The organism is Halomonas sp. 72 (genome assembly GCF_052379785.1).
GTDB classification, from domain to species: domain Bacteria; phylum Pseudomonadota; class Gammaproteobacteria; order Pseudomonadales; family Halomonadaceae; genus Vreelandella; species Vreelandella citrativorans.
Genome location: NZ_JBQSYY010000004.1, coordinates 127874 through 140800, shown reverse-complemented (window position 1 = coordinate 140800; position 12927 = coordinate 127874). Strand labels below are relative to the sequence as shown.

12 protein-coding genes are annotated in these 12927 nt (G+C 57.3%); 10 read left to right on the top strand and 2 right to left on the bottom strand.

Features of this window, described 5'->3' with window-relative positions:
• Positions 1-70 precede the first annotated feature (70 nt).
• A complete protein-coding gene (locus ACT3T6_RS06100) occupies positions 71-1105 on the bottom strand; it encodes a DctP family TRAP transporter solute-binding subunit (RefSeq protein WP_226913505.1) in 1035 nt (344 codons plus the stop codon).
• 158 nt (positions 1106-1263) lie between these two features.
• Here ACT3T6_RS06100 and ACT3T6_RS06095 point away from each other — a divergent pair, with 158 nt between their 5' ends.
• The 10 genes from ACT3T6_RS06095 (at position 1264) to pcaG (ending at position 11795) form a co-directional block, all read left to right on the top strand.
• The gene (locus ACT3T6_RS06095; protein WP_192526830.1) at positions 1264-1935 is read left to right on the top strand and encodes a TetR/AcrR family transcriptional regulator; all 672 of its coding nucleotides are present in this window, start codon (positions 1264-1266) and stop codon (positions 1933-1935) included.
• Between the two features lie 176 nt (positions 1936-2111).
• On the top strand, positions 2112-3452 hold the full coding sequence (locus tag ACT3T6_RS06090; RefSeq protein ID WP_192526831.1) for a class-II fumarase/aspartase family protein: 1341 nt from the start codon (positions 2112-2114) through the stop codon (positions 3450-3452).
• A gap of 199 nt (positions 3453-3651) precedes the next feature.
• Positions 3652-4485 carry a CoA transferase subunit A gene (locus ACT3T6_RS06085; protein WP_192526832.1) on the top strand — a complete coding sequence of 278 codons (834 nt, stop codon included), beginning with the start codon at positions 3652-3654 and terminating at the stop codon, positions 4483-4485.
• Positions 4485-5258, top strand: a complete 774-nt coding sequence (locus ACT3T6_RS06080) for a CoA-transferase subunit beta (RefSeq protein WP_192526833.1) — start codon at positions 4485-4487, stop codon at positions 5256-5258. Before ACT3T6_RS06085 ends, ACT3T6_RS06080 begins: the two co-directional genes overlap by 1 nt.
• Before the next feature lie 10 nt (positions 5259-5268).
• The gene (gene pcaF, locus ACT3T6_RS06075) at positions 5269-6471 is read left to right on the top strand and encodes a 3-oxoadipyl-CoA thiolase (RefSeq protein WP_192526834.1); all 1203 of its coding nucleotides are present in this window, start codon (positions 5269-5271) and stop codon (positions 6469-6471) included.
• 11 nt (positions 6472-6482) lie between these two features.
• Positions 6483-7652 carry an alpha/beta fold hydrolase gene (locus tag ACT3T6_RS06070; protein ID WP_192526835.1) on the top strand — a complete coding sequence of 390 codons (1170 nt, stop codon included), beginning with the start codon at positions 6483-6485 and terminating at the stop codon, positions 7650-7652.
• Between the two features lie 57 nt (positions 7653-7709).
• A complete protein-coding gene (locus ACT3T6_RS06065) occupies positions 7710-9161 on the top strand; it encodes an aldehyde dehydrogenase (protein WP_192526836.1) in 1452 nt (483 codons plus the stop codon).
• A 175-nt stretch (positions 9162-9336) separates the two neighbouring features.
• Positions 9337-10272, top strand: a complete 936-nt coding sequence (gene pcaQ / locus ACT3T6_RS06060) for a pca operon transcription factor PcaQ (RefSeq protein WP_192526837.1) — start codon at positions 9337-9339, stop codon at positions 10270-10272.
• Positions 10273-10409: 137 nt separating this feature from the next.
• Positions 10410-11132, top strand: coding sequence for a protocatechuate 3,4-dioxygenase subunit beta (gene pcaH / locus ACT3T6_RS06055; protein WP_192526838.1), 723 nt, complete (start codon positions 10410-10412; stop codon positions 11130-11132).
• A 30-nt stretch (positions 11133-11162) separates the two neighbouring features.
• Entirely contained in the window at positions 11163-11795 is a 633-nt protein-coding gene (gene pcaG, locus ACT3T6_RS06050; RefSeq protein WP_192526928.1) for a protocatechuate 3,4-dioxygenase subunit alpha, read from the top strand.
• A gap of 97 nt (positions 11796-11892) precedes the next feature.
• On the opposite strand, the gene ACT3T6_RS06045 is transcribed toward pcaG, so the two are convergent.
• Positions 11893-12918: a TRAP transporter substrate-binding protein gene (locus ACT3T6_RS06045; RefSeq protein WP_192526839.1), complete on the bottom strand. Its 1026-nt coding sequence runs from the start codon at positions 12916-12918 to the stop codon at positions 11893-11895.
• Positions 12919-12927: the final 9 nt, after the last annotated feature.

Genomic DNA, 12927 nt, shown 5'->3' with positions numbered 1-12927 from the left:
CAGGAGCAGGAGCGGGCCATGCTGGCCCACTCACAAAGTGCTTTCTCACAAGTGCTTTGATCAAGCAGGCTTAGAAGCGCTCGGACGCCTCACTAACCGCGGCAGAAAGGCGGTCAATCCACTCTGCATCATCGCCAAGCTCGTCACGCAGGTACGCCTGAACCGGCGGTTGCGCCGCTTCCCGGAAAGCTTCCATCTGTTCAGCGTTGGGCTGGGTAATTTCCATGCCTGCGGCTTCCAGCTTGGCAATGCCTTCTGCGGAATTGAACTGCTGGATGGCGCGGCCGGTAGTACCCGCAACCACGGCGGCGCGTTTCACGGCAGCCTGTTCTTCTTCGCTAAGCGACTGGAAGATGTCGTCGTTGATCAGCAGGTGGTCAACGCCGTACACGTGGCGATCCAGCGTCAGGTAGTCCTGAAACTCGTAGAAGTTGTTGCCAAAAATCACCGAAATGGGGTTTTCCTGGCCATCTACCACGCCGGTTGCCAGGGCGGTAGGCACTTCACCCCAGGTAATGCCCTGTGGCTCGGCTCCCAGGCCACGCATCATTTCGATATAGAGCGGAATGGTTTGTACGCGGAATTTCAGGCCTTTCATGTCTTCCGGCGAGTTGATAGTGCGCACCGAGTTGGTGAAGTGGCGAAAGCCCGTCTCGCCGTAAGCCAGCGTGCGCAGGCCTGTCTGCTCCAGGCAGTGCTCAGCCAGCGCGGTGCCGAATTCGCCGTCCATTACCTGCCATGCCACTGGCGCTGAAGGGAAGGTATAAGGGATATCGGTCACGGCAACGGCGGGGCAGAAATTGGCGTAAGAGCCGGAGACCATGGCAATGCTGATAGTGCCATCCTGCGCGCCTTCAATCAGCTCGGTTTCACCGCCGAGCGACCCCGCGGGGTATAGCTCAACCTTGATGTCGGTTTCAGCTTCCACCAGGTTCTTGAATACTTGCCCGGCCGAGCCTTTTTTCGACGTGGTCCAGTCATCCGGGTCAACGTGGGCAAAGCGTAGTGTCTGGGCGGAGGCACTGGCACTGGCAGCGGCGGCAAGCGTAGCGGCGGCAATGGCGGCCGTAAGCATGCGTTGTATGGAAGTTAGCTTCATAGACATTGTTGTTGTCCTCTTGTCGTCGGGGCAGTTGTTATAAGGTTTCAAGAGCGTAAGCAACAGCGTGTTTTAGCTGTCTAAAAACAATGTACGAAATGGTACGTTCAGTCAAGCTGTGACATAGTAGACCAAAGACGATCATGATAATAAAAGGTAAGCCAATGCCAGCGAATCCCAACACATCCTCCATCACACGACGTAAAAACGATCCGGAATTTGTGCAGGCCGATATCTTGGCGGTGGCCACGCGTGAGTTTTCCGAAAAAGGCCTTTCTGGCGCGCGGATCGATGAAATCGCCGAAAAAACGCGCGCTTCCAAGCGTATGATTTATTACTACTTCAAGGACAAAGAGACGCTCTACCTGCACACCTTGGAAGCTGCCTATCAGAAAGTGCGCCTGCAGGAGGCCGAGCTTGATCTTGACCATTTGGCGCCACTCGAGGCGCTAAGTCGGCTTGTTCAATTTACTTTTCGCCATCACGCCCAGAACCCTGACTTCATCCGCCTTGTCATGATCGAAAATATCCATCATGGCCGCTATCTGGCGCAGTCAGCATTAATTCAATCGCTTAACGCAGGCGTAATCGACGTTCTGACCACTGTGTATGCACGAGGTATCGCCGATGGTTGTTTTCGTGAAGGCCTGGACCCGCGAGAACTGCACTGGCTGATCAGCGCCTTGTCGTTTTTCAACGTTTCCAATCAACACACCTTCTCGCGGATTTTTGATTGGCAACAGGCTGCACCGGAAAACCAGCGTAAATTGGAAGATCATGTAACCGAGATGGTGCTGCGTTACGTGCGTTGTGAAGACGCCACGCCTCGAACGTAAACAAGCGTCGCTGGCGCCAGCGCATCAAGCTGCCATAACGCCGTGTGTTACTGGCTAGTTAGCCCCTGCCCGTTTAATCTATAGTTCGAATAGCGAACATAAGTACGATTTTTCTGAATCATGCTCTTTGCGCTTTGTTCAGGCTCTGAACGACTTTATTAGGAGGCCTAGCGCCCATGCCCTCAGCATTTTTAAAGCACCCGTTTATGAATCAAAGTGCCTTGGCTGCCTGCGACGAGGACGCCATGGTGCACGCCATGCTGGCCTTCGAGCTGGCGCTAGCCGAGGTTCAGGAAGCCAGTGGTGCGGTGCCCGAAGGCACGAGTCAGCAGATGCGCGCTCAGTTGGAAAACGCCTCTTTCAATATCGTTGAGATGGCCGAGGGCATCGCCAGCGGCGGCAATGTCGCCATTCCATTCGTCAAGCAGGGCCGTGCGTTTCTTGCCAAGGACCTTAAGCGTTACTGGCATCAGGGGGCGACCAGCCAGGATGTCGTCGACTCTGCGTTGATGCTGTTGCTCAAACCGCGCCTGGCCGCGCTGGATAGACTGCTGTTGCGCTGCCGCGCGGCGGCGATAAATCTCATGAATACGCACAACCATACGCCCATGGTCGGACGCACCCTCATGCAGCAGGCGCTGCCGATTACCTTTGGCGTCAAGGTATCTCACTGGGCCGTGGGTCTTGAGCAGGCGCGTCGGCGTTTAGGTGATATTGAGCTACCCGTTCAGTTTGGTGGCGCGGTGGGTGTGCATTCCGGGTGGGATGCGCTGGGGCTTGAGTGGATGGATGCCTTGGCTGAAAAACTAAGTCTGGCAGCACCGGTATTGCCATGGCATACCGACCGCTATCCCATTCACGCGCTGGGTACGGCGCTGGATGCCGTAGCGGGCGCTGCCGAGAAACTGGCCCTGGATATATCGCTGCTTACCCAGACCGAAGTAGGCGAGGTGGCCGAGCCTTCAGCACCGGGGATGGGCGAGTCGTCCTCGATGCCCCATAAGCGCAACCCGGTGCGCAGCGCGCTGATCCGGGGCGCGGCTAGGCAGGTACATGGACATACCTGCGTGTTGCTGAACGCGGCTGCACAGCCGCTGGAGCGCGGTCTGGGCGAATGGCATGCCGAGTGGGCACCGCTGACGGAAAGCGCCTTACTTGTGGAAGGCGCGCTGGAACAGGTGGCCGTGCTGCTTGAGGGACTTGAAGTGAATCCCGGTAACATGCGACGCAACCTGGCGGCTACTGGGGGTGGCATCATGGCTGAGCCGGTGGCGCGCCTGTTGACCCCGGCACTAGGTGCAGATCATGCCAAAACGGTAAGTGCTGCGGCAGCGGAAACCTCGCGTCGCGAATCCCGGGATTATGCCGACGTGTTGATGGATTTACTGGCTGAGCACCCTGAGACAAACGGAATTATTGATAACGAATCACTGTGTAAAGCTTGCGATCCGGCTTTATACCTTGGTAGTAGTGTGGCTCAGGTGAAGCGTGCCAAGAAATGGTTGGATTGTAAATAATATCATTTAAAAACAAATGTTTATTTTATTTCATGAAATAGACAGGTGTCGTAATGGGGCGTTAGGCATGCGTGGTGGGGTTTGACCCCATTCACGTTCGGCAGTAACTTGTTCGTATAGAGGATTCATGTTCGCTTTGCGAACAATCTGTTAATTGCCACCAGTAAGTATGCCAACGACCCGCTAAGAGGCACCCATCATGGCCGAGTTTCTCAGCTTACATGACGCGGTAGCGCGCTACGTTCAAGACGGCGCTACCGTGGCCATGGAAGGCTTTACCCATCTCATCCCGTTTGCCGCTGGTCACGAAGTGATCCGTCAGCAAAAGCGTGACCTGACGCTGATCCGCATGACCCCCGATATCATCTACGATCAGCTAATCGGTGCCGGTTGCGCCAAAAAGGTGATCTTCTCTTGGGGCGGTAACCCAGGCGTTGGCTCATTGCACCGCCTGCGTGATGCGGTTGAGAAAGGCTGGCCGCACAAGGTTGAGATTCTTGAGCACAGTCACGCGGCCATGGCCTGCGCCTTTGAAGCGGGGGCTGCGGGTTTGCCGATGGCTGTTTTCCGCGGTTACATCGGCAGCGAACTGCCCAGCGTGAATGATCAGATCAAATTCATCGAGTGCCCGTTTACTGGTGAGCGCTTAGCCGCCGTGCCTTCGGTACGCCCGGATGTGTCCATCGTTCACGCTCAGCGTGCGGACCGCCAGGGCAACGTGCTGGTGGAAGGAATTGTCGGCGTACAAAAAGAAGCCATACTCGCCGCCAAACACAGCATCGTCACGGTCGAAGAGATCGTCGATGACTTGAAAGCGCATCCCAATGCCTGCGTGATTCCAGGCTGGGCGATCAGTGCCATTGCGGTGGCCGAGAAAGGCGCGCTGCCCTCTTATACTCACGGCTATTACGGTCGCAGTAACCGCTTTTATAAAGAGTGGGATGCCATTGCCCGCGACCGCGACACCTTTACTCAGTGGCTCGATGAGAACGTCTTTAAGGGTGTTCAAAGTCATGCAGGGGAGAACGTCTGATGAGTCTGGAATATACCTCTTCTGAAATGATGACCGTCACGGCGGCACGCGCGCTGGAAAACGGCACCACCTGCTTTGTGGGAATCGGCCTGCCTTCTGAAGCTGCCAACCTGGCGCGCCTTACCCATGCGCCGGACGTGGTATTGATTTACGAATCCGGCACGCTGCAAACCAAGCCCGACATTCTGCCGCTCTCCATCGGCGATGGCGAGCTGTGTGAATCAGCACTCACTACCGTGGCAGTGCCGGAAATGTTCCGTTACTGGCTACAGGGCGGCAAAGTGAACGTGGGCTTTTTGGGTACCGCACAAATTGACCGCTTTGCTAATCTCAATACCACGCTGATTGGTGATTACAAAGCACCTAAAGTACGCCTGCCGGGCGGCGGTGGGGCGCCGGAGATTGCTACCAACGCGGGTGAGGTATTTATCACCCTGAAGCACTCCAAGCGGGCGTTTGTGAAAGATGTCGACTTTGTTACCACGCTAGGCTTTGGCCGTGACGGCAAAGGGCGCGATAACGTGCCTAATATCGGTAAAGGCCCTACCCGGGTAATCACCGATTTATGCGTGATGAAGCCCGACCCTGAGACCAAAGAGCTTGTGGTGGTATCGCTGCATCCTGGAGTGACCCGTGAAGAGGTAATGGACGCGACCGGCTGGGAAGTACGCTTTGCCGACCAGCTTGAGAGCACCCCTGAGCCCAGCGAAAAAGAACTTGAGATCCTGCGCGAGCTGAAAGCCCGCACCGAACGCGCTCACACGGGCGAATAAGGAGTCGGTTATGACAAACGTTTATTTATGTCACCCACGGCGTACCGCCGTAGGCCGGTTTGGCGGCACGCTGGCAAGTGTGCGCCCGGATGATTTCGCCGCCACGATCTTCAAGGCCGTACTGGCCGACGCGCCGGATCTCGATCCTGCCGCGATCGAAGAAGTGTTTATGGGTTGCGCCAACCAGGCTGGTGAAGATAACCGCAACGTCGCGCGCATGTCGTCGCTCTTGGCAGGCATCCCCACCTCGGTCCCTGGCACCACCATGAACCGCTTGTGCGGCTCCGGAATGGACGCGGTAGGTACAGCGTTTCGGGCGATTAAAGCCGGTGAGATGGAGCTGGCGCTGGCCGGCGGCGTGGAATCCATGTCGCGCGCGCCTTACGTGATGGGCAAAGCCGACAGCGCCTTCGCCCGCGGGCAAAAAATCGAAGACACCACCATCGGCTGGCGGTTTATCAATCCGCTGATGAAGAAAGCCTATGGGGTGGACTCCATGCCCGAAACGGCGGAGAACGTCGCCGAGCAGTTCAAGATTTCCCGGGAAGATCAGGACGCTTTTGCATTGCGCTCCCAGCAGAAAGCGGCTGCCGCTCAACAGGCTGGGCGTTTTGCTCAAGAGATCACCGCCATCGAGATTCCTCGCCGTAAGCAGGAGCCATTGGTATTTGATACCGATGAGCATCTGCGGGATACCACGCTGGAGAAACTCGCGGCCTTGCCGACGCCCTTCCGTGATGGCGGTAGCGTCACAGCAGGCAACGCCTCCGGCGTCAACGACGGCGCGGCAGCCATGCTGGTGGCAAGCGAAGCGGCCGTTCAGCAGCACGGCCTGACACCCATGGCCAAGGTTATCGGCATGGCAACGGCTGGCGTTGAACCGCGCATCATGGGCTATGGCCCGGTACCGGCAGTACAGAAACTGCTTAAGCGCACCGGTATCTCGCTAGATGAAATTGATGTATTTGAATTTAACGAAGCCTTTGCTGCTCAGGCGCTGGCTTGCATGCGTGACCTTGGCCTGGACGATGATGACCCTCGGGTAAACCCTAACGGTGGAGCGATTGCTTTAGGTCACCCGCTGGGCATGTCCGGCGCACGGTTGCTGCTCACCGCCGCCCATGAGCTGCAAAACAGCGGCAAGCGCTACGCGCTATGCACCATGTGTGTGGGTGTTGGCCAAGGCATCGCCACACTGATCGAACGCGTTTAACGGAGGTCGCCATGGCATTTCATACCATCAATGGCCGCAGCGTGGCCTATCGGCTGCTCGGCATAGAAGCTAACCCCTTGGTAGTGCTGGCGCACCCCTTGGGCATGAGCCAAGCAGTGTGGGATGACATCATCCCGGTACTCTTGCCACGCTATCGCGTGCTGACTTGGGACCTACCTGGTCACGGGGCTAGTCAGGCGGTCAGTGGAGCACAGGTTACGCCCGCTGATCTGGCCGCCGAGGCCTTGGCGCTGGCAGAGCGTTCAGGCGCTGCGCGCTTTCACTTTGTCGGTACTTCCATTGGTGGTGTAATCGGTCAGCAGCTGATCGCTGAGCACAGCGACCGTTTGCTCTCTGCCACGCTCACCAATACCGGCGCGGTTATCGGCAACTCAGAGCTCTGGAACACTCGCGCGGGTCGCGTGCGTCAGGAAGGTCTCGCGGCGATGTCACAAGAGATTGTGCCGCGCTGGTTTGCGCCCACGGCCTTTGAAGCAAGCCCCGCGCTGAAAGCGGGCTGGTGCATTCAGATGGGCCGCGGCGACGACGAATCCTACGCTCAACTGTGTGAGATGCTGGGCCGTGATACGTTTACCGGGCGGCTATCCGGCAAGTCAGCCAAGGTGCAGCTATTCGGCGGCAGCGAGGACCTTGCTACACCGCCCACGACGCTTGACGCGCTGGCAGCAGAGCTTGACGGTGCGACATTGGAAATTTTTGACGGTGTCGGGCACGTGCCATCGATAGAGGCGCCAGCGCGTTTTGCACAGAAACTCCTGAGCGCCATGGCGGCAGAGCTGGGGGATGTGGCAAACCAGGGCGTGGCTTACGCCACCGGTCTGCAAACTCGCCAGCAGGTATTGGGCGAGGAGCATGTGGCGCGTTCAACCGCTAACGCTAACAGCCTGGATATCCCCTTCCAGCAGATGATTACCCGCCTGGCCTGGGGCGAGCTTTGGAGTAACGAGGACCTGACCCGCCGCGAGCGCAGCATGATTACCACCGGTATTCTGGCAGCTCTTGGTCGCGAGGAGCTGACGTTACACCTGAAAACCGCCAAACGTATTGGCCTGACGGAAGCCGAGCTTCGTCAGGTAATCATGCATGTAGCAATTTATGGCGGCGTACCGGCGGCCAACCATGCCTTTGCGCTCGCCAAAGAGCTGGGCTGGGGTGAATAATCGATCAGTTGTCTTCTGAACACTAATAACAATTCATACATCAAATGGAGCCATGTCATGACGTCAGTTCAACTATTAATCGACGGCCAACAATGTCCTGCTTCAGATAGCGCCACCTTCAAGCGCTGCAATCCGCTGAGCGGCGAAACGGTCTCTCAAGTGGCAGCGGCCTCGCTTGACGATGCCAACCGGGCTATCGAAGCGGCTCACGGCGCTTTCAAGTCCTGGTCTCAGACAGGCCCCGCCGCGCGTCGAGCGAAGCTGACTAAAGCCGCCGATTTAATGGAGGACCGCCAGCAAGAATTTATTGATGCCATGGTCGATGAAACGGGCGCTACACCGGGTTGGGCAGGCTTTAATGTCATGGTGGCGGCGAACTTACTGCGTGAATCGGCCTCCTTAACCACACAGATACAGGGCGATGTGATTCCCTCCAATGTGCCTGATAGCCTGGCCATGGGCATTCGCGTACCGTGCGGCGTGGTGGTGGGAATCGCTCCGTGGAACGCGCCTATCATACTGGGCACGCGGGCCATTGCCGCGCCCTTGGCATGTGGTAACAGCGTTATCCTTAAAGCTTCTGAAATGTGTCCGAATACGCACGCGCTGATTGGGCAGGTGCTGCATGATGCGGGCCTGGGTAACGGCGTGGTTAACGTTATCCATAACCAGCCCGAGCAAGCAGCAAGCGTGGTGGGCGCATTAATCGAGCATCCGGCGGTTCGGCGTATCAATTTTACCGGCTCTACAACGGTTGGGCGCATCATTGCGGAGAAAGCCGCTAAGCACCTTAAGCCCGTACTGCTAGAGCTGGGCGGCAAGGCGCCTTTTCTGGTGCTTGATGATGCCGATATTGACGCAGCGGTTGAAGCGGCCGCTTTCGGCGCCTTCTTCAATCAGGGGCAAATCTGCATGTCGACCGAGCGCTTGATCGTAGATGAAGCCGTTGCCGATGAGTTTGTCGAGAAGTTGGCGGCCAAAGCGAAGACACTGACAGCGGGGGATCCTCGTGCAGAAGGCAATGCACTGGGGACACTCATCAACCAGGAGTCTGGCTATAAGCTCAACGAGCTGATTGATGATGCCCTCAGCAATGGCGCCCGTTTAGCCTCTGGAGGAAAGGCCGAGGGTGTCGTGATGCAGCCAACGCTGGTGGATAACGTCACAAAGGCAATGCGGCTTTATTCGGAAGAGTCCTTTGGCCCTGTGGTCGCCATGATTCGCGTCAAGGGTGAAGAGGAAGCCATTCGCGTTGCCAATGATAGCGAGTACGGTCTTTCAGGCGCCGTGTTTACCCGCGATAGCGCACGCGGGCTGCGGGTTGCTGGGCGCATTGAAACAGGCATCTGTCATATCAATGCCCCAACGGTACATGACGAGCCGCAAATGCCGTTTGGTGGCGTAAAAAGTAGCGGTTACGGGCGCTTCGGTGGCAAGGCGGTCATCGAGGAGTTCACGGAACTGCGTTGGATGACGCTGCAAACTGGCCCGCGCCACTATCCTATCTAGCGCGTATAACGGCGGTTCAGAATGGCGCTCCAGGGCGCCGTTCTGACAACAAGGCCGTGCCGAGGCCAACAATCCCTAAACCTGTCGGATAAGTGTGCAGCGTAAATTTAACGATTTCCTTGTATGCGCTAATCAGCGAAGGTAGCGTCTTCTGTTTCGCTGATAATAGAAAGCTATGCTCAACGCCCGCATCAAACTACGCCACTTGATGGCGTTTCTAGAAGTTGCCAAGCGGCGCAGCTTTGCCCGTGCCGCTGAGGCGCTGGCGATTACCCAGCCGGGGATCTCCAAGGCGATACGCGAGCTTGAGGAGATCCTGCAAACGCCGCTTTTTGAGCGCACCTCGCAAGGGGTGTCGCTCACCCAAGCGGGCTTGACGCTGCTGCGCCATGCAGGCCCTGCCATGCGGGCGCTGGACGAAGGTGTCAGTGCCATCGGTGATGCGCATCATGGCGGCCGCTGGCTGCGTGTAGGAGCGTTATCCACCGTCGAGAGCCGCCTCCTGCCTGTGGCGATACAGCGCTGGCACAGTGCTTCAACGGGCCAGCACGATACCAGCGTCTCGGTAGTAACCGGTGCCAGTGCCTATCTACTTTCGCGCTTGCGCCTGGGCGAGCTTGATATGGTGGTCGGGCGAATGACCGAGGCGCGGGAAATTGGCGATCTCTATTTTGAACATCTTTACTATGAACCGCTGGTTATCGTGGCACGCAACGGTCATCCGCTTGCCCAGGTAACGCCGGTAGCCGCGAGCCAGCTCATCGCCTACCCTTGGGCATTGCCACCCCCGCAAACTACGTTGCGCCAACAGGTGGACAGCTTTTGTGTACGCCATGCCATCACGCTGCCACCGCTGTTGCTGGAGACCCTCTCGCTGCCGGTCAGCTACCGCTACACGCTGGAGAGTGACGCGCTCTGGATAGCTCCGCGGGAAGCGGTGAGCGAAGAGCTGGAGAGCGGTCTGCTCAAAGAGCTCGCATTGCCGTTTGAGGCGCAGGGTGGGTCTGTAGGCATTTGCACGAATGTGAGTATGACGAAGTCGCTGACCCGCGACGCTTTTTGCGAAACGCTACGCCAAGTGGCGGCGGAGCGTATTATACCAAGGTCGTAAAGCCGATAACCTATAGGTTATGAGTGGGGATGACTCTTCAATTGGCATGGCGGAGGCTACGCGGCACACTTGGCGAGTGAAAGTGCAAAGGGGGCAAGCGCCGCCCGATGCTTACCTCGCCATAAAGAGCATTTGCCATGCAGCCTAAATATAATCGCTTTGTAACCCGTGACCGTAACTGGCATCCGCCTGCCTATGCCCCTGGCTATAAAACCTCCGTTGCGCGCTCGCCCCAGCAGGCATTGATGAGCATGCAGCAGCCCACTGCCTCAGAACTGACAGGGCCTGATTTCAGCCATCTGCGGGTGGGGCCCTATGACAACGACCTGTTGATGAACTTCACGCAAGGCGAAGGGCTGCCTCAGGGTGAACGGATCATCTTGTTTGGCCGCGTGATGGACCAGTTTGGCAAGCCGGTGCCCCATACGCTGGTAGAAATGTGGCAGGCCAATGCGGGCGGGCGCTATCGCCACAAGAAAGATGCTTACCTGGCACCGCTGGACCCTCACTTTGGTGGTGTGGGCCGCTGCCTGACCGACGATCAGGGCTTTTACCGTTTTCGTACCATCAAGCCAGGCCCCTACCCTTGGCCGAATGATGTGAATAGCTGGCGGCCTGCGCATATTCATGTCTCGGTCATGGGGCCATCTATCTCTTCCCGGCTGATTACGCAGATGTACTTTGAGGGGGACCCCCTGATTCCGCTATGCCCCATCGTGCACACGCTGAAAGACCCCGAAGCCGTGGAAACGATGGTTGGCCGCCTAGATATGGCTAACAGCAGGCCGATGGATTGCCTGGCTTACCGTTTTGACATTGTGGTGCGCGGCGAGCTGCAAACCTTCTTTGAAAATCAATAGCTGAAAACCAATAAGGCAGGGGGATTGATGATGAAACAGCCTAACACCCAGCCGGTGAGCGAAATGATGCTGCGTGAAACCGCCTCGCAAACCGCTGGACCTTACGTGCATATTGGTTTGGCACTGGCCGCGGCCGGTAACCCCGAGCGCGACGAAGAGATCTGGAGCGAAATGGCCAAGCCCGATGCCTCGGGCGAGCCTATCGAGATTGTGGGCACCGTGATTGATGGTAACGGTGATCTGGTGCGTGATGCCTTCCTGGAAGCATGGCAGGCCGATGCCGAGGGGCATTATCAGGCCGATTACGACCTGCGCAAGCCATTCAACAGCTTCGGAAGAACCGCCACGATAGCCGAGCAGGGCAGCGAGTGGTCGTTAAAGACCATCAAGCCGGGCGCCGTCGCGCACCCTAACGGCAAGCTGATGGCGCCGCACATCAACCTGGCGATTTTTGCTCGTGGCGTGAATATTCACCTGCAAACGCGTCTCTATTTTGATGATGAGGTTGAGGCCAACCGCGAGTGTCCGGTGCTTTCGCGGGTTGAATCCGATAAGCGTCGCCAGACGCTGATTGCCAAACGCGAAGAGGCCGACGGCGTTATCCGCTATCGTTTTGATATTCGCTTGCAGGGGCCTGGTGAAACGGTCTTTTTTGACTTCTGACGCACGTTTCATGGGTGAGTATCAGTAAGCAAAAAGCGCCGGGGTTGAGTCCGGCGCTTTTTTGTTGGCGGCGATCAAGTGCTAGTAAGGCCGCTTGCTAAGCGTTAGTAATCGCGCACTCTTCTTTCAGGCCCATCGCCGTATCGTAGATCTCTCTGGCATTACCCCCTACCTCGTTTAAGTAGCTGTCGATGGTTTCCTGTAATACCGGACCCCAATCCGGGTCGTTAAGCGCATCTTCGATAACGATAAACTCATGCCCTGCCTCTTCAGCCTCTTGCCGGCCTTGCGCGATCAACGTGTCGTAGACCTCGGCGGCGCGCATCGACCACTCCATACCGCTATGTTCATCGATCACCTGCTGAAGCTCTGCGGGGAGGTTCTCGTAGTTACGCTGGTTCATGACCGCGAACAGTGACAGATCGTAGAGAGGTACTTCGGTATGGTACTGCGCCAGTTCATTGAGGCGGAACGTTTTCATCCCTTCCCAGTTGAAGCTCAAGCCATCCACGACGCCACGCTGCATTGACGTAAATACATCCGGAGCGGGCATACCGACGGCCTGTGCGTCGAGGCGCTCCATCATATCGCCTACCAAGGGCGTAGGCCTGCGCAGCCGCAAACCCGCCAAGTCGTCAGGCGTTTGAATCCGCTTCTCTTTGGTATGCAGATAACCCGGGCCCGTGGTGAAGAAGAATAGCGGATGGGTGTCGGCGTACTCTTGCTCCAGATAGCCCTGCTCAAAAAGCGACTGCAAGATACACGCCCCTTCCTGTGCACTAGAAGAGACCCCGGGCAGCTCAACGATCTGAGTCAGCGGGAATCGGCCGGCCGTGTAACCTTGAGCGGACGCACCGACATCAGCGATACCACGCGTCGTACTTTCGTACGTCTGTGCCGACTTGGCTAGCGTTTGGCTGGGAAACACCTCGACGTTAAGCTGGCCCTCTGAAGCCTCGCTAACGCTCTCTGCCCACGCTTCGAAAAGCGCGCTATCGATCATTGAGCCGCCGGGCCATACATGTGCCAAACGCAGCGTTGTCTGGGCCTGGGCGGCCGCCGGCAATAAAACGAGTGCGCTGAGCAGTGCGGCCTGGGTCACGGTTGTCTGGAGTTTCTTCATTGTAGTTAT